General features: G+C 68.2%; 25 protein-coding genes, 1 pseudogene and 1 riboswitch. Of the genes and pseudogenes, 20 read left to right on the forward strand and 6 right to left on the reverse strand.

Annotated features, from left to right (window positions below; all coding sequences use genetic code 11):
• Nucleotides 1-7: 7 nt before the first annotated feature.
• The 7 genes from ABZ789_RS17860 to ABZ789_RS17890 all read left to right on the forward strand — a co-directional run bounded on the left by ABZ789_RS17860 (nt 8) and on the right by ABZ789_RS17890 (nt 5,849).
• Complete coding sequence (locus ABZ789_RS17860; RefSeq protein ID WP_358426529.1) at nt 8-667, forward strand: hypothetical protein; 660 nt, start codon at nt 8-10, stop codon at nt 665-667.
• Between the two features lie 41 nt (nt 668-708).
• On the forward strand, nt 709-1,491 hold the full coding sequence (locus ABZ789_RS17865; protein ID WP_358426285.1) for an SDR family oxidoreductase: 783 nt from the start codon (nt 709-711) through the stop codon (nt 1,489-1,491).
• 113 nt (nt 1,492-1,604) lie between these two features.
• Entirely contained in the window at nt 1,605-2,222 is a 618-nt protein-coding gene (locus ABZ789_RS17870) for a LemA family protein (RefSeq protein WP_358426288.1), read from the forward strand.
• Nucleotides 2,223-2,308: 86 nt separating this feature from the next.
• A complete protein-coding gene (gene pyrE / locus ABZ789_RS17875; RefSeq protein ID WP_358426291.1) occupies nt 2,309-2,848 on the forward strand; it encodes an orotate phosphoribosyltransferase in 540 nt (179 codons plus the stop codon).
• Nucleotides 2,849-2,852: 4 nt separating this feature from the next.
• Complete coding sequence (galT, locus tag ABZ789_RS17880; protein ID WP_358426294.1) at nt 2,853-3,968, forward strand: galactose-1-phosphate uridylyltransferase; 1,116 nt, start codon at nt 2,853-2,855, stop codon at nt 3,966-3,968.
• Nucleotides 3,965-5,086 (forward strand): galactokinase, encoded by a 1,122-nt coding sequence (galK, locus tag ABZ789_RS17885; RefSeq protein WP_358426297.1) that lies wholly within the window; start codon nt 3,965-3,967, stop codon nt 5,084-5,086. The genes galT and galK overlap by 4 nt, the downstream gene beginning before the upstream one ends.
• 22 nt (nt 5,087-5,108) lie before the next feature.
• Nucleotides 5,109-5,849, forward strand: coding sequence for a lysoplasmalogenase family protein (locus tag ABZ789_RS17890; protein WP_358426299.1), 741 nt, complete (start codon nt 5,109-5,111; stop codon nt 5,847-5,849).
• On the opposite strand, the gene ABZ789_RS17895 is transcribed toward ABZ789_RS17890, so the two are convergent.
• A complete protein-coding gene (locus ABZ789_RS17895; RefSeq protein WP_358426302.1) occupies nt 5,846-6,286 on the reverse strand; it encodes a hypothetical protein in 441 nt (146 codons plus the stop codon). The two genes, ABZ789_RS17890 and ABZ789_RS17895, sit on opposite strands and share 4 nt — an antisense overlap.
• 68 nt (nt 6,287-6,354) lie before the next feature.
• On the opposite strand from ABZ789_RS17895, the gene ABZ789_RS17900 reads away from it, so the two are divergent.
• The 4 genes from ABZ789_RS17900 (at nt 6,355) to ABZ789_RS17915 (ending at nt 9,726) form a co-directional block, all read left to right on the forward strand.
• On the forward strand, nt 6,355-7,137 hold the full coding sequence (locus ABZ789_RS17900) for an SDR family oxidoreductase (protein ID WP_358426305.1): 783 nt from the start codon (nt 6,355-6,357) through the stop codon (nt 7,135-7,137).
• Nucleotides 7,138-7,196: 59 nt separating this feature from the next.
• Complete coding sequence (locus ABZ789_RS17905) at nt 7,197-7,802, forward strand: hypothetical protein (protein ID WP_358426532.1); 606 nt, start codon at nt 7,197-7,199, stop codon at nt 7,800-7,802.
• Between the two features lie 2 nt (nt 7,803-7,804).
• The gene (locus tag ABZ789_RS17910) at nt 7,805-8,491 is read left to right on the forward strand and encodes an RNA methyltransferase (RefSeq protein WP_358426308.1); all 687 of its coding nucleotides are present in this window, start codon (nt 7,805-7,807) and stop codon (nt 8,489-8,491) included.
• A gap of 77 nt (nt 8,492-8,568) precedes the next feature.
• Nucleotides 8,569-9,726: a glycoside hydrolase family 76 protein gene (locus ABZ789_RS17915; RefSeq protein WP_358426311.1), complete on the forward strand. Its 1,158-nt coding sequence runs from the start codon at nt 8,569-8,571 to the stop codon at nt 9,724-9,726.
• A 97-nt stretch (nt 9,727-9,823) separates the two neighbouring features.
• Here the strand turns inward: ABZ789_RS17915 and ABZ789_RS17920 are convergent, their stop codons facing one another.
• The gene (locus tag ABZ789_RS17920) at nt 9,824-10,567 is read right to left on the reverse strand and encodes a VTT domain-containing protein (RefSeq protein ID WP_358426314.1); all 744 of its coding nucleotides are present in this window, start codon (nt 10,565-10,567) and stop codon (nt 9,824-9,826) included.
• Between the two features lie 167 nt (nt 10,568-10,734).
• Between ABZ789_RS17920 and fbaA the strand changes: the two genes are divergently transcribed.
• Nucleotides 10,735-11,772: a class II fructose-bisphosphate aldolase gene (gene fbaA / locus ABZ789_RS17925; RefSeq protein ID WP_358426317.1), complete on the forward strand. Its 1,038-nt coding sequence runs from the start codon at nt 10,735-10,737 to the stop codon at nt 11,770-11,772.
• A gap of 130 nt (nt 11,773-11,902) precedes the next feature.
• Here the strand turns inward: fbaA and ABZ789_RS17930 are convergent, their stop codons facing one another.
• A complete protein-coding gene (locus tag ABZ789_RS17930; protein ID WP_358426320.1) occupies nt 11,903-12,853 on the reverse strand; it encodes a hypothetical protein in 951 nt (316 codons plus the stop codon).
• An 80-nt stretch (nt 12,854-12,933) separates the two neighbouring features.
• Between ABZ789_RS17930 and ABZ789_RS17935 the strand changes: the two genes are divergently transcribed.
• From ABZ789_RS17935 to ABZ789_RS17945, 3 genes are all read left to right on the forward strand, one after another.
• Complete coding sequence (locus tag ABZ789_RS17935; RefSeq protein WP_358426323.1) at nt 12,934-13,350, forward strand: DUF3151 domain-containing protein; 417 nt, start codon at nt 12,934-12,936, stop codon at nt 13,348-13,350.
• Nucleotides 13,351-13,360: 10 nt separating this feature from the next.
• Nucleotides 13,361-14,506: an FUSC family protein gene (locus ABZ789_RS17940; RefSeq protein ID WP_241384724.1), complete on the forward strand. Its 1,146-nt coding sequence runs from the start codon at nt 13,361-13,363 to the stop codon at nt 14,504-14,506.
• A gap of 85 nt (nt 14,507-14,591) precedes the next feature.
• A complete protein-coding gene (locus tag ABZ789_RS17945) occupies nt 14,592-15,521 on the forward strand; it encodes a cation diffusion facilitator family transporter (RefSeq protein ID WP_241384723.1) in 930 nt (309 codons plus the stop codon).
• Nucleotides 15,522-15,615: 94 nt separating this feature from the next.
• On the opposite strand, the gene ABZ789_RS17950 is transcribed toward ABZ789_RS17945, so the two are convergent.
• Nucleotides 15,616-16,152, reverse strand: a complete 537-nt coding sequence (locus ABZ789_RS17950) for a histidine phosphatase family protein (RefSeq protein WP_358426327.1) — start codon at nt 16,150-16,152, stop codon at nt 15,616-15,618.
• Nucleotides 16,153-16,233: 81 nt separating this feature from the next.
• A riboswitch (cobalamin riboswitch) is annotated at nt 16,234-16,303 on the forward strand.
• A 54-nt stretch (nt 16,304-16,357) separates the two neighbouring features.
• On the opposite strand from ABZ789_RS17950, the gene ABZ789_RS17955 reads away from it, so the two are divergent.
• The 4 genes and pseudogenes from ABZ789_RS17955 to ABZ789_RS17970 all read left to right on the forward strand — a co-directional run bounded on the left by ABZ789_RS17955 (nt 16,358) and on the right by ABZ789_RS17970 (nt 19,305).
• Nucleotides 16,358-16,546 (forward strand): CbtB-domain containing protein, encoded by a 189-nt coding sequence (locus ABZ789_RS17955; RefSeq protein WP_241384720.1) that lies wholly within the window; start codon nt 16,358-16,360, stop codon nt 16,544-16,546.
• Nucleotides 16,547-16,605: 59 nt separating this feature from the next.
• Nucleotides 16,606-17,028: pseudogene (locus tag ABZ789_RS17960) on the forward strand (CbtA family protein); the annotation flags it as partial.
• Between the two features lie 4 nt (nt 17,029-17,032).
• Complete coding sequence (locus ABZ789_RS17965) at nt 17,033-18,511, forward strand: cobyric acid synthase (protein ID WP_358426331.1); 1,479 nt, start codon at nt 17,033-17,035, stop codon at nt 18,509-18,511.
• Nucleotides 18,508-19,305 carry a cobalt-precorrin-6A reductase gene (locus ABZ789_RS17970; RefSeq protein WP_241384717.1) on the forward strand — a complete coding sequence of 266 codons (798 nt, stop codon included), beginning with the start codon at nt 18,508-18,510 and terminating at the stop codon, nt 19,303-19,305. The genes ABZ789_RS17965 and ABZ789_RS17970 overlap by 4 nt, the downstream gene beginning before the upstream one ends.
• Here ABZ789_RS17970 and ABZ789_RS17975 read toward each other — a convergent pair.
• Nucleotides 19,241-19,789, reverse strand: a complete 549-nt coding sequence (locus ABZ789_RS17975) for a hypothetical protein (protein WP_358426334.1) — start codon at nt 19,787-19,789, stop codon at nt 19,241-19,243. The two genes, ABZ789_RS17970 and ABZ789_RS17975, sit on opposite strands and share 65 nt — an antisense overlap.
• A gap of 99 nt (nt 19,790-19,888) precedes the next feature.
• Nucleotides 19,889-20,410 carry a hypothetical protein gene (locus ABZ789_RS17980; RefSeq protein WP_358426337.1) on the reverse strand — a complete coding sequence of 174 codons (522 nt, stop codon included), beginning with the start codon at nt 20,408-20,410 and terminating at the stop codon, nt 19,889-19,891.
• A gap of 114 nt (nt 20,411-20,524) precedes the next feature.
• On the opposite strand from ABZ789_RS17980, the gene ABZ789_RS17985 reads away from it, so the two are divergent.
• On the forward strand, nt 20,525-21,214 hold the full coding sequence (locus ABZ789_RS17985; protein WP_358426340.1) for a haloacid dehalogenase type II: 690 nt from the start codon (nt 20,525-20,527) through the stop codon (nt 21,212-21,214).
• Nucleotides 21,215-21,218: the final 4 nt, after the last annotated feature.

Here is a 21,218-nt window from a genome sequence, read left to right on the forward strand (position 1 = left end):
GACTGTCATGTGGTTCTCTCTGGCGGCGATCGCGTGTCTGGGTGCGATCGCCCTGCTCTACGTCGATCGCACGCGACGAGAGCAGTCGGGTCGTATCCGTGAGATCTGGGCCAAGGCGCAGGGCTACAAGTACATCTCTGCCGAGGACAATCTGCCGTCCAAGTGGCACCGCGCCGCACTGGCCAAGCAGGAATATCTGGGCGCGATCGACGTGGTGCGCGGTGTCCGCCGCGGCGAGGAGTTCGTCCTGTTCGACATCGAGGAGACCGCGACGATCATCGCGGTGCGGCGCAAGGTCGGTTCGGACGTCGACATCGACCTGCGTCTCAAGTCGACACCACCGCCGAAGGACCCGGACATGAACCTGCTCGGTTCGATCGGGCCGCGCATCGTCTTCGCCACCGATCTCGAGATCGCGCGCCGGGTGTGCGATCAGCGGATGGTGGCATTCACCGAGTCCATTCCCGACCACATGCAGATGCTGTGGAGCGAAGGCGAATGGACCCTCGGATCGATCCCGATCGGCAGCAGCGGACGTGAATGGGACTCGGCGATCGAAACGGTCGCCCGGCTTTCCGGCATCCTGCACGTGCTCCCGCCGGTCGTCGAACCCGAAGAGCTCGACCGCGGCGCGCAGGATCCGGGACGCCCGTCCGCGCACAGCTGACAGGGTGGTCGAGCCCGCTCGGTGTCACTAGTGTGACGGCCATGACTTCCGCCCGATCCGTTGCGCTCGTGACCGGACCCACTTCGGGAATCGGGGCAGGTTTCGCCCGTATCCTCGCGAGCCGGGGTTACGATCTCGTGCTCGTCGCCCGCACCCGTCCCGCCCTCGACGAACTCGCCACCGAACTGAAGCAGAGCTTCGGGACTTCCTCGGAGATCATCGTCGCCGACCTGGCCACCGCCGACGGCCGGGCTTCGGTCGTCGAGCGCCTCGAGCGCGGTGTCGACATGCTCGTCAACAACGCCGGCTTCGGCACGACCGGCGAGTTCTGGACCGCCGATCCCGCCGTGCTGCAGGCCCAGCTCGACGTCAACGTCACCTCGGTCGTGGCGTTCACCCGAGCTGCGCTTCCGTCGATGATCGAGGCCGGCAGGGGTGACATCGTCAATGTCGCGAGCGTGGCGGGTCTGCTGCCCGGACGTGGTTCGACCTACTCCGGCAGCAAGGCCTATGTGGTGTCGTTCACCGAAGGTCTCGCAGGTGGGCTCGCCGGCACGGGTGTGCGAGTGCAGGCGCTGTGCCCCGGATTCGTGCGCACCGAATTCCATCGTCGTGCCGGCATCGACATGTCGTCCACACCGGACCGGATGTGGCTCGACGTCGACCAGGTGGTGCGTACCTCGCTCGCCGACCTCGACAAGGGCAAGGTGCGCAGCATTCCGGGACTGCAGTACAAGGCGATCGCCACCGCGGCCCGGCTGGTGCCGCAGAACCTCGTGCGGAAACTGACCAACACCTTCGGCAACGGCCGCGGCCGCACCTGATCCGCAGCTCGAGGGCCGGCACGGGCTTTCCGAGATCACAGTACGGACACACCGCGACGGACACGCCGGATGCAGTCGTCGACGCAATTCCGGTGCTGGGTACATTTCTGCGCGTGACGTCTGTGGCTCTGGTGCTCTGTGTTGCTGTCGTGGTTGCGGTGGTGCTGTGCTTGCGGATAGGTGTGCGTCGCCTGCGAACACTGCAGCAACGTCACCGCGAGAGCCTGCGTCTGCTCCACCACGAACTCGACGACAGATACGACCTCGTGCCCGCGCTCGTCGCGGCATCGGCCGGTGCCGGTGTGGATCGCGAACGTATCCGGCCGGTCGTCGGCGCCCGGTCGCTCGCCATCGCCGTGCGCGACCAGCGTCTCGGTCTCGCCGAACGCGCCGGCGCCGAGAACGCGTTGTCCGCGACGATCCACGAACTCATCGCCGGACTCGACGGGGTCGATCACTGGCCGTTCCTCCGCATCGCGCACGAACTGCAGAACCGCGAACAGCGGATCGCCGGAGCGGTACGAGTGCACAACGACCTCGTGAGCACTCTCAACGCCGCGGTCGGCCGTTTCCCCACCTCCCTGTGCGCGAAGCTCGCCGCGATCGGTCCGGTCGTGCTGTTCGAGGCGCCCGCGCCCGTCACCGCATCCGCCACCACCGAGACCTCCGAAGTCGCCGGGAGCGAGGTCCGGCCGCAGCCCGAGGCACCTTCCGGCACCGTCGCTGCCTGAGCGGCCGTCCGCAGCGACTAGGCTCGTTTCCCGATACGAGCGCGACCGCAACGGCGTCGCGACGACGAACGACGGGTGAGGACGCAATGAGTGACCGTGACGATCTGGCAGCACTGGTACGCGAGCTGGCGGTGGTCCACGGCCGCGTGACCCTGTCGTCGGGTAAGGAAGCCGACTACTACGTCGACCTGCGACGGGCGACCCTGCATCACAAGGCCGGTCCGCTCATCGGAAAGCTGCTGCGCGAACTCGTCTCCGACTGGGACTTCGACGCTGTCGGCGGCCTCACGATGGGTGCCGATCCGGTCGCGCTCGCCGTCATGCACGCTCCCGGCCGGCCCATCGATGCGTTCGTCGTCCGCAAGGCAGCCAAGGCCCACGGCATGCAGCGGCAGATCGAAGGCCCGGATGTCACCGGCAAGCGTGTACTCGTCGTCGAGGACACCACCACCACCGGCAACTCGCCGCTCACCGCCGTCAAGGCGCTGCGTGAGGCCGGTGCGACCGTGGTGGGTGTCGCGACCGTCGTCGACCGTGCGACCGGCGCCGACGAGATCATCGCCGCCGAGGGGGTCGAGTACCGCTCCCTGCTCGGCCTGGCCGACCTGGGTCTGGACGACGAGTAGTCGTGTGACCGCGCGGGTCCGGCAGACCGTCACACATCTCGCGGACGGTCGTGAACTGATCTACTTCGACGACACCGAGCCCTTCGTCTCGGGTGCCGCGACCCGCGAAACCCACGACGGCCGCGACCTGCCGCCGGTCGCGGCGTCGGCCGAGATGCGCCGCGACCCCCTCACCGGAGAGTGGGTGGTGTTCGCGGCGCACCGCATGGACCGCACGTTCCTGCCCGCCACCGTCGATTGCCCGCTGTGCCCGAGCAGAGCGGGTTCGTGCACCGAGATCCCGGCCGACGACTACGACGCCGTCGTCTTCGAGAATCGCTTCCCCTCCCTCGGGGCGCTGTCCGGCGGTGAGGACCTCGTCGACGACGACCCGCTGTGGCCGCGACGACCGGCGTCCGGCCGCTGCGAGGTCGTCGCCTTCACTCCCCAGCACGATGCGCGGTTCGCGGACCTCCCGCTGTCCCGGGCGCGCACCGTCATCGATGTGCTCGCCGCCCGCACCGACGCCCTGTCACGGCGTCCGGATGTGCACCAGGTCTTCTGCTTCGAGAACCGCGGAGTCGAAATCGGTGTGACGCTGCAGCATCCGCACGGACAGATCTACGCCTATCCCTTCGTCCCGCCCCGCTCGCAAGCTCTCCTGGACCGCGGCCGCGAGCATCATCGGCGCACCGGCAGGTCGCTGCAGCGCGACATCCTCGAGGCCGAACGGCGAGCCGGGACCCGACTCGTGTGGTCCGGTGACGCGTGGTCGGCCTACGTTCCCGCCGCAGCACGCTGGCCCGTGGAGGTGCATCTCGTCCCGCACCGCGAGGTGCCGGATCTCGCGGCCCTCGACGACGGCGAACGCGACGAACTGGCCGTCGCCTATCGCGACCTGCTGGGGCGCGTCGACAGGTTCTTTCCCGGGGTGGAACGCGTCCCCTATATCGCTGCCTGGCACCAGGCGCCGGTTCGCGCAGGTCGTGGGGAGATGCGTCTGTTCTGCCAGATCTTCTCGTTGCGGCGGGCGCCGGACAAACTGAAATATCTGGCTGGATCCGAGTCGGCACTCGGCGCCTGGATCAGCGACACCACCCCCGAACGGATCGCCGCACGCCTTCGCGAGGTTGCGACATGAACATCGGAGAGGTTGCTCGGTCGTCGTTCGTGGCGGAGTTCGGATCCGAACCCGAGGGGTGCTGGTGTGCCCCCGGCCGGGTCAACCTCATCGGTGAGCACGTCGACTACGCCGGTGGTCTGTGCCTGCCGATAGCTCTCCCGCAGGTCACTGCCGTCGCGTTGCGCCGCCGCGCCGATCATCGGCTCCGCGTGCGCAGCGCCGGATTCGAAGCAGCCGATCTCGATCTGCGCGACCGCCGCGTCGACGGTTGGGCCGCCTATGTCGCCGGAGTGATCTGGGCACTCGAACCGCCGGGATTCACCGGTGCGGACGTCGTCGTGGCTTCGGAAGTTCCGGTCGGGGCGGGCCTTTCCTCGTCCGCAGCACTCGAGACGGCGGTCGCGGTGGCAATCGCCGAACTGTCCGGGCTTCCGCTCGACGACGACGGCCGCGAGCGACTCGCCGTCGCGTGCGTGCGTGCCGAGAACGACTATGCCGGTGCACCCACCGGGGGGCTCGACCAGCGCATCGCGCTGCATGGCCGCGCCGGGCACGCTCTGCTGCTCGACTTCGCCGACCACAGCAGCGAACACATTCCGTTCGACGCCGGAGCGCAGGGACTGACGGTGCTCGTCGTCGACACCGGAACCGGGCACCGGCTCGCCGACGGGCAGTACGGGCACAGACGCAGTGAGGTCGAGGAAGCGACACAGCTTCTCGGTGTCGGGACCTTACGTGAGGCCACATCGGCCGGCGCGATCGGCGACCCGACACTGCGTCGCCGTGCCCGGCACGTGATCGGCGAGATCGCCCGTGTTCGTGAGGCCGCGGAGTTCCTGCGTGCCGGACGAATCCGCGATCTCGGTCCTCTGCTCGATGCATCGCATCGGTCGTTGCGCGACGACTTCGAGGTCAGCTGTCTCGAACTCGACACCGCCGTCGATGCGGCTGTCGCGGCAGGGGGTCTCGGCGCCCGGATGGTCGGTGGCGGTTTCGGCGGGTCGGCGATCGTCCTGTGCGAGGACTCGCGTGTCGATCGGGTGCGGCAGGCGGTCGCTGCTGCCGCTGCACGTCGCGACCTTCCGGCGCCGGCCTTCCTGTGCGCCACGGCGTCCGGGGGCGCACGTCGCTGCTGACCGCTGCGGGTACTGTGCGCGCATGGGTTGGTTCAGTCGCAAGGAGTGGGGCGTCGAGCACGCGGTGTTCGCCGCCGCATCGGCCGCCACCGTCGTCGGTGGAGTGTCCGGAAACGAGAAACTGCAGAAGTTCGCCAAACCCCTCATCGCACCGGCACTCGCCGTGCGGGTGCTGCGGCGTTCCCGTGACACCGACCGCACCGACACGGCCCTGCTGGTCGCCGGACTGGCCGCAGCCACACTGGGCGACATCGCGATGATCCGATCGGACGAGGACCGCAGGATCCTCCGCGGCGCAGCATGCTTCGGCGCCATGCAGACGGCTTACTCGACGATCCTCGCCCGGCACGGCGCCCGCGTGTCGAAGTCCGTCGCCGTGCAGCGTGCCGGTGCGCTCGCCGGGGCGGCCGGACTGCTCGCCGCCCGCAATCGCTCGGTGGCGGCGCCGCTGACCGGATACGGGGCGTTGCTCGCCACCACCGCCACCCTCGCCGGGGATCCCGCCCTCGCGCCCGGGGCGCGAGTGCGCGCGGGTCTACCGGTGCCGAACGCCGATCGACGGAGCCTGCTCGGCCTCGGCGGCCTGATCTTCACGCTGTCCGACGGTTCGATCGTGGTTCGCCGCACTCTGCTGAAGGACGAGAAGACCCGCGCGGCGGCAGAGGGATTCGTGCTGGTCACCTATGTCCTCGCACAGTTGCTGCTCGTCGAAGGCCTGCTTGCGCTCACCCGCAAGGGTCCGCTAGCCGAGCGGAGGCGCTAGGGATAGAGCAGGATCCGGTCTCGGTCGAGCGGGTCCACCCAGACGCTCACGACCTCGCCTGGCGCGTAGCGGTGCAGGTCGCGACGGTCTACCTCGTAGACGACCGTGCCGCGATAGGACTCCGAACCCGGCACCGTGAGTTCGAGATCGAGCCGGGTCAACTGACCGGTCGACGTCCGATCCAGCGGCGTCGCCGCGCGGATGGTTGCCCACCCCTCGTAACCATCGCGTTCGATCCGGCGCAAGGTCTTCGAGCGCCGACCGGCGAGCGCCAGCGACAGGCCGAGCACGGTGCCGTACAGGCACACGAGGAAAACCACCTGGAATCCCTCGGTGCCCGGCTCGGAAATCGGCAGGAAGTAGTTCAGCCACAACGCGAGAACGACGATATATCCCACGGTGACGAAGGCGATGGTGCTGGCGATACGACGATTCATGGCAGCTCTTGCTCCAGCCTATCGCCCGGCAACCCCACGGCGACATCATCGAGGTTAGGCTGGCGCCCATGTCCGCCCCCAGCGTGGTCGTCACCGGAGCCGCTGCCGGAATCGGCCGTTCCACCGCCCTGCTCTTCGCCCGCCGTGGCTATCGCGTCGGTGCTGTCGACATCGACCGCGCGGGCCTCGAGAGCCTGGCCGAAGAGAGCGCCCCGATCACCACGGGGCAGATCGTCACCGGCATCCTCGATGTCACCGACGCCGAGGAGTGGAGCCGCACACTCGCCGAGTTCTGCGTCGACGGCAGGCTCGACATCCTCGTCAACAATGCCGGCCTGCTGTCGTCCGGACCGTTCGAGGACACCCCCGTGAGCCGGCACCGGCAGATCATCGACGTCAACATCACCGGCGTGGTCCTCGGCTGCCACGCTGCCTTCCCGTACCTCCGCGACACCCCGGGCGCGCAGATCGTGAACATGTGTTCGGCGTCGGCGCTCTACGGCCAGCCCGACCTCGCCACCTACAGCGCCACCAAGTTCGCGGTGCGCGGCCTGACCGAAGCACTGGAACTCGAGTGGGCCCACCACGACATCAAGGTCCAGGCCATGTGGCCGCTGTTCGTCGATACACACATGGTCGACGGAATGGACATCGGCGCGCGTCGCTCCCTGGGCGTGAATCTCGGCGCCGACGATGTGGCCCGCGCGGTCTTCGATGCGACCCGGCCCGGCCGTCGCTCTGCCCGGGTACATCGCCCGGTCGGCCGGCAGGCGACCCTGCTGTCGGCACTTGCCCAGATATCACCCGGATGGGCGAACCGGCTGGTCAACCGGCGGCTGACGGGCCACTGAACCCGGTCGATAGAGTGACACCCGCACGTCGTCGGGAAGGGTGTCACGTGAGAATTCGGATGTGGCCGGTAGCAGCCGTCGTATCTGCGGCGCTGTTCGTCGCGGGATGCGGAGGGTCCGCGGACAGTACGGAGACCGCCTCCGGAGCACCGTCGGCAAACGCATCCCTGTCGACGACGACCGCATCGGCCTCGTCCCCGACGGTCGCTCCGAGTACGACCGTGGAAACGGCCCCGCTGTCGACGGCCGAACAATCATCCACGGCGGAGGAGCCGGCCCCCCTCGGTGAGGTCGCATACCAGCGCAACGAGTCGTACTACTTCAGCAGCCCGGACGGTACGTACCGGTGCGGCATCGTCCGTCTGCCCAGCCGCACCGAGGCCGGCTGCGAAGGTCTCACCGATCCCATCCCGCCGCGCCCGGAGGACTGCATGGTCAACTGGGGGCAGGGCATCCGGGTGCAGGACACCGGCGAAGGCGCGTTCGTGTGCTCCGGCGGACCCGTCTACCTCTCGCCGGACGGTGCGAGCCCCGTGCTGCCGCCGGGCTCGCAACTGTCGCAGCTCGGCTACACGTGTTCCACGAGTGAGTCGGACGTGACCTGCACCAACGACGCCACGGGCCACGGTTTCCGCGTCGCACCGGATTCGAACGAAACGTTCTGACAGTGACCGACACACATTCCGAACCGGTCGTCGAAGAAGAGTCGGGCCCGACCGAATGGGGTGAGCACCCGCACGGTTACGGACCCTGGACCGAGGAATTCGGCACCGAGCCGCCCACCGACCCGCGGTTCGACCCGGAACTGCTCGCACACGGCGACCGGCGCAACGTCGTCGACGCCTACCGTTACTGGACGCGCGAGGCGATCGTGCAGGACATCGACCGGCGTCGGCACCCTCTGCACGTCGCCATCGAGAACTTCGCCCACGATGCGAACATCGGAACGGTCGTCCGCACCGCCAACGCGTTCGCCGTCGGCACCGTCCACATCGTCGGTCGACGACGGTGGAACCGGCGCGGGGCGATGGTCACCGACCGTTACCAGCATCTCCTGCACCATCCCGACGTCGATGCTCTCGTCGCGTGGGCGACCGAGCAGGATCTCACGATCGTCGCAGTGGACAACACACCCGGCTCGGTGCGGCTCGAGACGGCGACACTGCCGAAGCGCTGCCTGCTGCTGTTCGGTCAGGAGGGCCCCGGTGTCACCGAGCAGGCCCGCAGCGTGGCGTCGATGACGGTGTCGATCGCCCAATTCGGCTCGACACGCTCCATCAACGCGGGGGTCGCCGCAGGTATCGCGATGCACGCCTGGATCCGGCAACACGCCGACTTCTCTGCTGCCTGGTAACAACTGTCCCGCAATCCGGGATGAAAGTCGCGGACCGTCGTGGAGGCGGTCCGCGGGTTCGGGCAGTGTGGAGGGTGATGAACACCGAATCGGGACAGCGTTCGAATCGGAACGGGTCCGCCCGGGACGAGTCCGCCCGGTGGTCGAAGCGAGCCGATGCCGCCGAGGCAGCGGTGGTGTCGCGGCACGTCCGTCGGCTGTGGGGGCTGCCCGGCACCGCGCTCGGGGTGGTCGGGTGGCCGGCCGTTCGTCGTGAACGGCTGTTCTTCACCTGGCACTACTGGTGGCAGGCGCATCTGATCGACACGGCCGTCGATGCCGCCGAGCGCGACGCCACCACGCGCCGTCGCCGTCGCGTCGTCCGGCTCGCACGCACCCACCGCATCCGCAACATCACCGGGTGGACGAACAACTACTTCGACGACATGGCGTGGCTCGGCCTGTCGCTCGAACGCGCCGAACGCCATCTGTACGTCGATCACCGCAGCGCGATCGCCACCCTCGTCGACGAACTCGTCGACGCGTGGCAGCCCGACCACGGAGGCGGTATCCCGTGGCGCCGGCAGGACAACTTCTTCAACGCCCCCGCGAACGGCCCGGCAGCGCTGCTGCTCGCCCGCACCGGAAAGGTCTACCGCGCCCAGGAGATGGCCGACTGGATCCACGACAGCCTGCTCGATCCCGAGACCGGCCTCGTCTTCGACGGAATCCGCGACGGTGTGCACGAGCGGGCGATCTACAGCTACTGCCAGGGCGTGACGCTCGGCCTCGAGACGGAACTCGCGGTGCAACTCGACGATCCGCGGCACCGCCGGAGAGTCCATGCGCTCGTCGCCGCGGTGGACGACCATCTCACCGAGCGCAGTGTCGTCACCGGCGGGGGAGGAGGCGACGGCGGGCTGTTCAACGGCATCCTGGCCCGTTATCTCGCGATGGTCGCCACCACGCTGCCCGTCGTCGACAGCGAGGACGTGCGTGCCCGCAACGCCGCCGCCCGCATCGTGCTGGCGTCGGCGGACGCGGCCTGGGAGAACCGCCTGCAGGTCGAGGAACTGCCCGTCTTCGGCCGCGACTGGTCCCGGCAGGCGCGTCTGCCGGGCCTGGGGCGATCGATCGCGCGGTCGACGGGCGGCGGCGTCCGCGAGTCGTCCGTGCCCGAGCGGGACATGTCGGTCCAGCTCGGCGGGTGGATGCTCATGGAAGCGGCCTACGCCGTCGCGGCGTCCCGGTCGTGACGTCTCCCCGGCCCCGAAGACGGAAGAAGGTGGATGACGGCCGCTCTGCGGGCCGCGCATCCACCTTCCCGGGTGTGCGAATGGCTGGTGCGAAGGTCTACGGAGTCTCGATGCGCTTGATCGGGGTGGTCGCGGCGTCCGCCTCGACGACCGGCGGTTCGGCGTTCTTCGCCGCGCGGCGCGAGGCCAGCACACGCTTGCCGACCTCGGTGAAGATGGGGATGACCGAGACGAACACGATCAGCAGGAAGATGATGTCGATGTTGTCGGCGATGAAGCCGATCTGGCCCAGCAGGTAACCGAGCAGGGTCACACCCGCGCCCCACACGATGCCGCCGATGATGTTGTAGGTGATGAACACCCGGTAGGGCATCTTCGCGGCGCCCGCGACGAGCGGGGCGTAGGTGCGCACGATCGGCACGAAACGCGCGAGGAAGATCATCGCGGGTCCGTGACGGAGGAAGAACTTGTGAGCCTCGTCGATGTAGGCCTGCTTGAAGAGCTTCGCGTCTTCCTTGAAGAGTCTGGTGCCGCCCTTCGCGCCGATGAAGTAGCCGACCTGGTCACCGAGAACCGCGGCGATCGGGATCGTCACCATCAGCACCCACAGCGGGGCGAACGGCTCGACCTCCGTCGACTTCGACGCCGCGATCAGACCGGCGGTGAACAGCAGGGAGTCGCCGGGCAGCAGCGGGAACAGCAGCCCGGACTCGACGAACACCACCACCAGAAGCCCGATGAGCATCCAGGTGCCGAACGAATTGAGCAGATTGACAGGATCCAGAAACCCCGGCAGTAGGGCCAGATTGGTCACGGACTCCGAGGCTTCGAGCACAGTCACGCGGTCCAGGGTACCGGCGGGGGCAACGTCCTCCCGAATTCCGACCCGCCACCCGGGACGGCCCGAGTATCGAACGAACCCGTCACTTGACATACTGCAAGGACAACCCGGGCACCCGCCACATCCCGGTGGTGTGCCGATCGACTCTCATCTGGAGGACAGCCGCTGTGCCTATCGCGACTCCCGAGGTCTACGCCGAGATGCTGGCCCGCGCCAAGGAGCACTCCTTCGCGTTCCCGGCGATCAACTGCACCTCGTCCGAAACGATCAACGCCGCCATCAAGGGCTTCGCGGATGCGGGCAGCGACGGCATCATCCAGTTCTCGACCGGTGGGGCCGAATTCGGCTCGGGCCTGGGTGTCAAGGACATGGTGACGGGCGCTGTCGCCCTTGCCGAGTTCGCGCACGTCGTTGCCGAGAAGTACGACGTGACGATCGCTCTGCACACCGACCACTGCCCCAAGGACAAGCTCGACGGCTTCGTCCGTCCGCTCATGGCCATCTCCCAGGAGCGGGTGAACAACGGACAGAATCCGCTGTTCCAGTCGCACATGTGGGACGGCTCGGCGGTCCCCATCGACGAGAACCTCGAGATCGCACAGGAACTCCTCGCTGCCGCGAAGGCCGCGAAGATCATCCTCGAGATCGAGATCGGTGTCGTCGGCGGTGAAGAGGACGGCGTCGAGAACGCCATCAACGACAAGCTCTACACCTCCGTCGAGGACTTCGAGAAGACCGTCGACGCACTCGGTGCCGGCGACAAGGGCCAGTACCTGCTGGCCGCGACGTTCGGCAACGTCCACGGCGTGTACAAGCCGGGCAACGTCAAGCTCAAGCCGTCCGTGCTCGCCGAGGGTCAGGCCGTCGCGTCGCGCAAGCTCGGTCTCCCCGAGGGCTCGAAGCCGTTCGACCTCGTCTTCCACGGCGGCTCGGGCTCGCTGAAGTCGGAGATCGACGAGTCGCTGAGCTACGGCGTCGTGAAGATGAACGTCGACACCGACACGCAGTACGCGTTCACCCGCCCGATCGCCGGGCACATGTTCACCAACTACGACGGTGTGCTCAAGATCGACGGCGAGGTCGGCAACAAGAAGGTCTACGACCCGCGCAGCTACCTGAAGAAGGCCGAGGCCTCGATGACCCAGCGTGTCATCGAAGCCTGCAACGACCTCAAGTCGGCAGGACGCTCGGTCTCCGCTCGATAGGACCGATCCGACACACGACAGGGGCGCCGACGTTCCCGTCGGCGCCCCATTCGCGATTCCGATCGGTGTGCAGTTCCCGTCGTGCCGGGCCGGGCGCGAACGACGACTTCCGCGCGTCCGGGCAGCGCGCCTATTCGCCGCACACCTTCCATTCCTCGCCCACGAGTTCGAGATCGAACGTGCGGTCGGTGACGTCGGACGGGCTGTTCGTCGTGTGCGCGGTGACCTGGGCGATGGCGTTGTTCTCGGTGATCTGGACGCGATCGACGCTCGTCACCACCGGGATCTCGCCCTGTTCCACCGCGAGCCGGTGGATCTCGCGGAAGTCCTCCGGATCGACCGAGGCGTAGAAGTCGGCGAGGCCTCCGCATGTGGACGCCCGTAAGGCGTCGAGATCCCCTGCCTCGAGCGCTCCGACGAAGGTGTCGATGCTCGCCCGGATCCGGCTCTCGGGCGAGTCGTCCGCGCGCTGCTGCAGGAACACGAACGCCACGGCCGCGACCACCGCCACGACCAGGACGGCTCCACCGGCCACGGCGAGCCGCCGTCCGCGTCCCGTGTCGCGTGCCGGGGGGATGCGTGTGGGGGTGGGCTGGATGGTGACGCGGGCGGGCTCGGGCTCGGCCGGTGGCCTCTCGGTGCGCGGGGGGATCCGCTGGGGCGGCGCCTTGGGGACGTGACTGCGCACCGGGATCTGCACCGTGGGTGCCTCGGCGGGGCCGGGCGCGACGACGGGGAGGGCGACGGTCTCGGCGGCACTCCCGTCGATGCTGCGTGTCTCGGCTTCCTCCTCGCCCCGGTTCTCGGCGGTGCCGTCGCTGCGTTCGTCACCGCTCTCGTCACGGTCTTCGTCACCGCTCTCGGTGCTGTGTCCGTCACCGCTCTCGACGGGGGGGACATCGAGGCTCTCGTCCGCACCGGCCGGAGCGGCTGCCGGTTCCCGGCCCGCTGATCCGCCCTCGGGATCGACGGGACTCGGATCCTGTGCGACGACCTCGTTCGTCGCGACGTCGTCTGCCGCGTCGACGCTGGGGGTCGTCGAAGTCTTCTCGGGTGTCTCTTCGTTCTTCGGGTCCGACAACGTGCTGCACCTCGCTCGACGGCCTGCGGTTACCCGGGGACTCTATCCAGCCTCCGAGCGCGGAGGGCAGAATGGCCCTCATGACGTCTTTCGGTGATCTTCTCGGCCCGCAGCCCACCTTGCTTCCCGGCGACGACGAGGCGGAGTCGGCCCTGCTGAACAACGAGGATCCGGCGAAGGTCGCAGCCGACCATCCCACCGCCTCGATCGCATGGGCCTATCTCGCCGAGGCCGCGCTCGACCGGGGCGAAACCATCCAGGCCTATGCCTACGCGCGCACCGGATATCACCGCGGTCTCGACCAGTTGCGCCGCAACGGATGGAAGGGTTTCGGTCCCGTCCCCTACAGCCACGAACCCAACCGCGGTTTCCTGCGCTGCGTCGCCGTGCTCGCCCGCGCCGCGAAACTGATCGGTGAGGCGGACGAGCACGCCCGCTGCCTCGACCTGCTCGAGGACTGCGATCCGCGGGCAGCGGAAGCTCTCGGCGTCGAATAGACGCCGCTGAATGTTCGCGGCGAACAGGCGCCGGCCCACCCGTCAGGAGGTTCGTCAGCGCCTGGAGGATTCGGTCGGGCGTCTGCGTTCGTCCGCGCTGCCCATCGTGCAGTGCGCACTCGCGGCGGGACTGGCGTGGTGGGTGGCGAAGGATCTCGTCGGCCACAGCCAGCCCTTCTTCGCGCCGATCGCCGCCGTCGTGTCGCTCGGGCTGTCGCTCGGGGCGCGGATGCGGCGTTCCGTCGAGCTGGTCTGCGGTGTCACCGTCGGTATCGGGGTGGGCGACCTGATCGTCTCCCTGATCGGCAGCGGGCCGTGGCAGATCGCCCTGGTGGTGATGATGGCGATGGGTACCGCCGTGGCGATCAACAGCGGTCCGATCTTCTCGATGCAGGCAGGAAACTCTGCGGTGCTCGTCGCCACCCTCCTGCCGCCGGGCGACGCGGGAGGCGTGGACCGGATGGTCGACGCCCTCGTGGGCGGGCTCATGGGGATCGCCGTCGTCGCGCTCGTTCCCACCCATCCGGTGCGGCGCGCCCGCCGCAACGCCGCCGAGATCCTCGCCACCGCGAGCGAGGTGTTGCGCAAGGTCGAGACCGGTCTCGTCGAGAACAACCCGAAACCGATCGAGGAGGCGCTGCGGCAGGCCCGCGCGACACAGCCTGCGATCGACGCGATGCGATCCCATCTCAAGGGCGGCAGGGAGATCAGCCGGATCTCGCCGCTGTACTGGAACAGCCGAAAGCGTCTCGCGGTGCTGACAGCTGCCGCGGATCCCATCGATCACGCCATGCGCAACATCCGCGTCCTCGCCCGACGCGCGTTGACCCTCGTCCGCGACGACGAGATCCTCGACCCGCGACTGGTGAACCGTTTCGTCGAAGTCGCCGACGCGGTGGACGTCCTCCGGGAGATGGTGCTGGCCGAGCCGGGGGAGCAGCCCGATCAGGCCGAGGCCGCGCGGGTGTTGCGCAGTGTGGCGAAGAAGATGGATCCGGAACTGGTCGCGGATGCAGGTGTCTCGGCGACCGTCGTGTTCGCCCAGATGAGGTCGCTGATCGTCGATCTGCTGCAGACTGCCGGACTCAAGCGGATCTCCGCGATCGCGACTCTTCCTCCCACCGTCGAGCATCCGGCATACGAACCGGAGAACTGACTCCCGATCCGCAACGTCTGCGTGGCTGTTGATACATATGCGCATTCATGCATACGATGGCCGGAGGTTTCGGAGAGGGAGAGCGATGAGTTCGGGTCACGGGCACTCACACGGCGTCGGCCACGGGCACGGCCGGGGCGCAGGCCCCACGCGTGCCGTCATTCGGCGCATGGCTGTCGCACTGGGCATCCTCGCGGCGTTCTTCGTGCTCGAGGTCGTCGTCGGTGTCCTGATCGGATCCCTTGCACTGCTCGCCGACGCCGGCCACATGCTCACCGACATCGTCGGGGTCTCGATGGGCATGGTGGCGCTGATCCTCGCCCGCCGGGGAAGCGCCGCGGCCTCGCGGACCTTCGGCTGGCACCGCGCCGAAGTCCTCACCGCCATGGTCAACGCGGTGCTGCTGCTCGGGGTCGCGGGCTGGGTGTTCTACGAAGCGATCGACCGCATCGGCGACACCCCGGAACTTCCCGGCCTGCCCATGATCGTCACCGCCCTCGCGGGTCTGGCCGCCAACATCGTCGTGATGCTCATGCTCCGATCCGACGCGAAGGACAGTCTCGCGGTGCGCGGCGCCTACATGGAGGTGCTCGCCGATGCCGTCGGATCGGTCGGCGTCCTGATCGCGGGCGCTCTCGTCATGATCTTCGGGTGGAGCCTGGCCGACGTCGTCGTCGGCGTGCTCATCTCCCTGTGGGTCGTGCCGCGCGCCCTGCGACTGGCCGCGGAGTCGCTGCGGATCCTCACCCAGACCTCACCCGCACATCTCGACGTCGACCTCCTGCGCACCGACCTGCTCGCCCTGCCCGGGGTGTGCGGCGTGCACGACCTGCACGTGTGGACGCTCACGACCGGAATGGACGTCGCGACCGTCCACCTCGTCAGCGACCACGACCCGCAGTGGATCCTCGATTCCGCTCGCACGACGCTCTCGTCGCACGGGCTCGAACACGCCACGGTGCAGGTCGAGTCGACGGTCGACGGCACGCAGTGCGAGAAGGACGTGACGTGGTGATCTCGGCGGTCGCCAGGGTCGGCCACGGCAGTAGCAGGCGCCGGGCCCATTCGGATGAAATTCCGTCAGCCGAAGCCGCACGGCGGCGGCAGGGTCAGTGCAGACGCAACGTCCACCGACCCGGCCGACCGTGCAACCGGACGACGTCCAGCGGCCGCACGTCGACCCGCCAGAACGCGGTCGCCGGAGCGTCGAGAGCACACACCGTCGCGGCCCGGACGACCGAGGGGTGTGTCACCGCTGCGACGCGTTCGTAACCGTCGTCCTGTGCTGCCAGCCAGTCGTGGACCCGGCCGAGCAGGTCTTCGACGGATTCGCCGCCGTGCGGTGCCGTTGCCGGGTCGGTCAGCCACGCCGCCAACTCGCTCTCGGGTACGTCGTCCATCGCAGTTCCGGCCCACGTGCCGTAGTCGAGCTCGCGTAGAGCGGGTTCGACCTCGGCGGCGAACCCGAAGGCGTGGACGGTGCCGACCGTGCGCCGCTCCGGTGCACACACCCACCGGTCGACGACCGGTGCGGAGGCGCGGTCGAATTCGCGTCGGCCTCTTTCCGAGATCGGCTCGTCGCGAGGGAATCGGGCTTGCTCCGTCGCAAGCGTGGATGCGTGTGCGAGGAGGAACAATCGAGTCATGGTAGGTATGTCCTTTCCGCTTGACATCGTCGACCGGGCGGTGCGAAGGTTCGTCCGGTAACGATGTGCCGAGGTGTAGGCAATCCGGTGTGAGACCGGAGCGGTCGCGCCACTGTAACCGGAGAACACGAGGTCTCCGGAAGCCAGAAAACTCCCGCGGTACATGACGGAATCGAATGGGACGCGAAATCCCTGGAGGATTGTCATGGCTGTTGCTCATACGCCCGACGAGTCGCTCGGCTCTGCCGCAGTCGCTCTCGCCGCAGTGATCGTGGCGACATTTCTCGTTCTCTATCCGGCCGGATTCGATCGGGGCGCGATCTCGCGCACCGGGATGTTCATGCACGAACTGATGCACGACGGCCGGCACTTGCTCGGTCTTCCGTGCCATTGAGAACGGGGACCACGATGCTTGGAAACCACATCCAGTTGCTGTGCAGGAGCCTACTCGCCGGCCTTGTTGCGGGTCTGCTCGCACTCGGTGCCCTCTACGCGTCCGTCCTGCAGTACCCGGCGAACCCACCGGCAGTGGGTGATCCCGACACGATCAACGAACCCACCCTGCTGTGGCTCGCCTCGGTCGTCCTCGGACTCGTCGCGATCGTAGTCGCCGTGGCGGTGGCCAAGGCACTCGCCACCCAGGATCTGCACACCGTGCGTATCGCAGGTCCGGCCTTCGCATTCCTCGTGGTGGTGGGCTTCGGCTATCTCGTGCTGCCGAGCGTCGACGAGGTCGGGGAAAGCTTCCCCTCAATGTTGTCGTGGGAATTCCGGGCCGCGTCGTTCGCCGTGCAGCTCGGCCTGTGGGCGGCGCTGGGTGTGGTCCTCGCGTACCTCACCGAACGCGCATCCCGTCGTACGCCGATCACTGCCTGACGACGTGGGAGCGGGTCTGCTCGTCGCCGGGACCACCTCGGACGCGGGAAAGTCCGTGGTCGTCACCGGGATATGCCGGTCCTTGTCCCGCCGTGGCCTGAAGGTCGCGCCGTTCAAGGCGCAGAACATGTCGAACAACTCGATGGTGACGAGTGCCGGCGCCGAGATCGGGCGTGCCCAGTGGGTCCAGGCGGTCGCCGCCCGCGCAGAGCCCGAACCGGCGATGAATCCGGTGCTGCTGAAACCGGGCAGTGACCGCCGGAGCCATGTCGTGGTGCTCGGGCGACCGGCAGGGACCCTCGAGTCCGGTGAATTCGCCGGTGGACGGCGTCATCTCGCAGAATCCGCCTTCGCCGCCTTCGACGACCTGCGGTCCCGGTTCGATGTGGTGGTCTGCGAAGGCGCGGGGAGTGCCGCGGAGATCAATCTGCGCTCCCACGACTACGTGAACATGGGTCTGGCGCGACACGGAGCCCTGCCCACCATCGTCGTCGGTGACATCGACCGCGGCGGTGTGTTCGCGTCGATGTACGGCACGCTGGCACTGCTCGATCCTGCCGACCAGCAGTTGATCCGCGGCTTCGTGATCAACAAGTTCCGGGGAGACGTCTCGCTCCTGAAGCCCGGACTGGATTCGCTCGAACAACTCACCGGCCGCCCGGCACTGGGCGTGCTGCCCTGGCAGCGCGATCTGTGGCTCGACTCCGAGGATTCGCTCGCCCTCACCTCCCGTCCCGCGCACGACGGCGACGGCGCTGTGACCATCGGCGTCGTGATGTTGCCGCGCGTCAGCAACTTCACGGACGTCGACGCGTTGTGCCTGGAGCCGGACGTGCGGGTTCGTTTCGTCGACGATCCTCGGGCACTCGCCGGAGCCGATGTGGTGATCGTGCCCGGAACCCGCGCGACCCTGGCGGATCTCGCGTGGCTTCGTTCGCGGGGTCTCGACACCGCGATCGTCGAACACGCGAGCCGGGGATATCCGGTCCTCGGCATCTGCGGGGGGTTCCAGATGCTCGGCACACGCATCGACGACCCGCACGGTGTCGAAGGTGTGGCCGGCGCGAGCGCGACCGGTCTCGGACTGCTCCCGGTGCGAACCACATTCGGCCCGGAGAAGGTTCTGCGATTACCCAGGGGTGCGGCGTTGGATGCGGCTGCCTCCGGATACGAGATCCATCACGGACGCATCACCGTCGACGGCGGCACGGATTTCCTCGGTGGCACCCGTGTGGGTTCGGTGTTCGGCACCATGTGGCACGGCGCCCTCGAAGGGGACGCTCTGCGTCGGGCGTGGCTGCGCGAGGTCGCTGCGGCGGTGGGCCGCGAGATCCGTACCGGCGAGGTGAGTTTCCCGGCTGCACGCGAATCCCGCATCGAGGCACTCGCCGATCTCGTCGACGAGTACCTCGACATGGATTCCCTGCTCGGCATGCTGTCCGACGAGCGGACCCTGCCGGTGCTGACGGGGACTCTGCGGTGACGGTCCTGATCCTGGGCGGAACCGGTGAAGCACGCGCGCTCGCCGCGGCTCTGGACGACGACGCGATCGAGTTCGAGTCCTCACTCGCAGGCCGGGTCCGCAACCCGCGACTGCCCGTCGGCCCGGTGCGCATCGGAGGGTTCGGCGGCGCCGAGGGCCTCGCCCGGTACCTGAACGAGCGCGGCATCCGAGCCGTCGTCGACGCCACCCATCCGTTCGCTGCCGGCATCAGTACGAATGCCGCTGGGGCATGTGCCGCCGCAGACGTGCCGTTGCTGCGTCTGCAACGACCCGGCTGGCACGACCGGCACGGTCGATGGACATGGGCCGACGACCACCATGCCGCCGCGAATGCCGCCGCGACCGGCCGACGGATCTTCCTCAGCACGGGACGGCAGACTCTCGACCGCTTCGTCGGACCGCTCGCTGCGCACGACGTGCTCGTCCGCGTCGTGGACCCGCCCGCGATCGAACTGCCACCGGACTGGTCCGTGCTGCTCGGACGCGGCCCCTACGGCAGGGAAGAAGAACGGAGTCTCTTGCTCGACAACAGGATCGACACCCTCGTCACGAAGGACTCGGGTGGTGCGCTCACGCGCGGGAAACTCGACGCCGCAGACGAGTTGGGTGTGCGCGTGATCGTCGTGCGCCGACCCGCCACACCCCGCGGGGTCGCCACGGTGGATTCCGTGGCGACGGCGCGGGACTGGGTTCTCCGGGTCGCGGAGGTCAGACCTGCGGACCTTCGGAGCGCAGATCGTCGACCTTCTTCATGGCCTCCCGCAGCTCACTGAGCCACTGTTCGGAGTGCTGTCCGGCGAGCCGGACGGTCCATTTCAGTGCGTCCGAACGAGACCGTGCCACACCCGCGTCGACGAGGGTGTCGAGAACCTTCCGCTCGGGCTGCCGCAACCGTGTCATCACGGGTACGGCGAGGTGGGTGAACAGGACGGTGCGGTCACCGGCCGTCACTCCCCACGCCACCTTGCGGCCGTAACGGGCTTCGGCCTCGTCGGCGACCCGCATCCGGTCGGCGCGTGTGGTCTCGCGAAATCGGGCGATCCGGCCGTCGATCTCGGTGTCACTCGTGCCGTCGGGCACCTCGAGGGGACCGACGACGACGATCTCTTCCCTGTCGATGTCGATGGCGGGCGGTCCGGAGAACCAGTCCTCGGGAAGTCTGCCGGCGAACCACTCGCCGGCATCGCCCGCGTCGGGCACATCGGCCTGCTGCCAGCCGCCCGGCCGTCCGAATCCGTGGATATGTGAATGTCGCATGATGCCCTCCCAGGGACGCGACCCGAAGTGCGTGTTGCACTGATTACAGTGTTGCACTGCACCGAGGCGCGCGCCACCATGCATCCGGTCTGTGGCGGATCAGCGACGATTCCGTGGCGTCAGAACACCGGAGGTGACCGGGGGAGCGGTGCGCAGCGGGGCGGCGGAGACGACGACGGGCAGCCACACCGCGGTGGACGCCATCACCGCCCCCCAGCACAGATACAGCCCGACCTGCGGCGTGTGGGGCATGTGGGTGACCAGCCCGGCCTGCGACCAGACGGCGAACAATCCCACCATCGAAGCGAGGCCCGAACCGAGCATCGCGACGGTCGCGGCGCGCCAGCGTCTGCGCACCAGCGCCACGAGGGCTGCCACCACCCCGAACACCAGCACGAACGCGTCGAAGATCCGTACCGGCATGGCGACCGCGGCGGAGTCCCAGCGTGCCAAGGTCGTCAGGGAGGTGACAGAGGTGGCCTGTGGCAGCAGCAGCCCCACGACGAGCAACGCCACGCAGCCCGCCAGGATCCACGCCCGTGAACGTCCCAGGGTCACCTCGCCGGCGACCCGGTTTCCGATGCGGTCGAGATCGTGACGATATTCCGACAGGTCGTCCATGAAGTACCCCCGGAGCCTGGCGACACCTCGACTCAGTATGCGGCGCGCACCCCGCCGGCGTGCGTGCTTCGGTGAGCCCGGTTTCACCTGCACACGAACGGGCATGCTCGGGGCGTGAGCCGATACGACGCGTACATCTTCGACGTGCAGGGCACCTTGACGGACTTCTACACACCGGTGGCCCGCGCGGTGGAGACGGTCCTCGGTGAGTACGTGGATCCGTCCGCGGTGGGCGATTTCGTGCGGGCCTGGAGACAGGACTACTACGAGCGCATCCTCGAACTCGACCAGTCGGTCGACCATTGGTACCGGGTGCAGGATTCCTATGCCGACGGTCTCGGCGCGGTGTGCGAGCAGTTCGGGATCGACGTCCCCCCGGAGCTCCGCTCCGAGGCGGCACAGGCGTGGCAGCGGCTCGAAGCCTGGCCCGATGTGCGTCCCGGATTAGCGAAGCTCCGCTCCCGGGCCGTGGTCGCCACCCTGTCGAACACCGACATGGCCACGATGGTGAACCTGTTCCGCAACCAGCAGCTCGAGGCCGATGCCATCCTCACGGCCGAGTTGTTCGGCGCGTTCAAGCCCGAGCTGTTCCTCTACGAGCGCACGTGCCGCTATCTCGGCGTCGAGCCCGCCCGGGCGGCGATGGTCGCGTCCCATCCGTACGACCTCCGGGCCGCCCGTGAAGCGGGTCTGAACACCGTCTTCATGTACCGGCCGCTCGAATCCGGTCGCCTCGAGGACGCGGTCGACGACACCTCCGGCGAGTTCGACCATCGCATCGACGACCTGCGGGACATACCGTGACGGC

It is taken from the genome of Rhodococcus sp. NPDC047139, assembly GCF_040643435.1.
Classification (GTDB): domain Bacteria; phylum Actinomycetota; class Actinomycetes; order Mycobacteriales; family Mycobacteriaceae; genus Rhodococcus.

Bases quoted from the DNA above. Each gene is read 5' to 3' on its own strand.
- ABZ789_RS17955 (WP_241384720.1), top strand. From the start codon at position 16,358: ATGGCTGTTGCTCATACGCCCGACGAGTCGCTCGGCTCTGCCGCAGTC.
- ABZ789_RS17975 (WP_358426334.1), bottom strand. From the start codon at position 19,789: ATGCGACATTCACATATCCACGGATTCGGACGGCCGGGCGGCTGGCAG.
- ABZ789_RS17895 (WP_358426302.1), bottom strand. From the start codon at position 6,286: ATGAATCGTCGTATCGCCAGCACCATCGCCTTCGTCACCGTGGGATAT.
- ABZ789_RS17900 (WP_358426305.1), top strand. From the start codon at position 6,355: ATGTCCGCCCCCAGCGTGGTCGTCACCGGAGCCGCTGCCGGAATCGGC.
- ABZ789_RS17890 (WP_358426299.1), top strand. From the start codon at position 5,109: ATGGGTTGGTTCAGTCGCAAGGAGTGGGGCGTCGAGCACGCGGTGTTC.
- ABZ789_RS17950 (WP_358426327.1), bottom strand. From the start codon at position 16,152: ATGACTCGATTGTTCCTCCTCGCACACGCATCCACGCTTGCGACGGAG.
- ABZ789_RS17915 (WP_358426311.1), top strand. From the start codon at position 8,569: ATGAACACCGAATCGGGACAGCGTTCGAATCGGAACGGGTCCGCCCGG.
- ABZ789_RS17860 (WP_358426529.1), top strand. From the start codon at position 8: ATGTGGTTCTCTCTGGCGGCGATCGCGTGTCTGGGTGCGATCGCCCTG.
- ABZ789_RS17940 (WP_241384724.1), top strand. From the start codon at position 13,361: ATGTTCGCGGCGAACAGGCGCCGGCCCACCCGTCAGGAGGTTCGTCAG.
- ABZ789_RS17980 (WP_358426337.1), bottom strand. From the start codon at position 20,410: ATGGACGACCTGTCGGAATATCGTCACGATCTCGACCGCATCGGAAAC.
- ABZ789_RS17935 (WP_358426323.1), top strand. From the start codon at position 12,934: ATGACGTCTTTCGGTGATCTTCTCGGCCCGCAGCCCACCTTGCTTCCC.
- pyrE (WP_358426291.1), top strand. From the start codon at position 2,309: ATGAGTGACCGTGACGATCTGGCAGCACTGGTACGCGAGCTGGCGGTG.
- ABZ789_RS17945 (WP_241384723.1), top strand. From the start codon at position 14,592: ATGAGTTCGGGTCACGGGCACTCACACGGCGTCGGCCACGGGCACGGC.
- ABZ789_RS17905 (WP_358426532.1), top strand. From the start codon at position 7,197: ATGTGGCCGGTAGCAGCCGTCGTATCTGCGGCGCTGTTCGTCGCGGGA.
- galK (WP_358426297.1), top strand. From the start codon at position 3,965: ATGAACATCGGAGAGGTTGCTCGGTCGTCGTTCGTGGCGGAGTTCGGA.
- ABZ789_RS17865 (WP_358426285.1), top strand. From the start codon at position 709: ATGACTTCCGCCCGATCCGTTGCGCTCGTGACCGGACCCACTTCGGGA.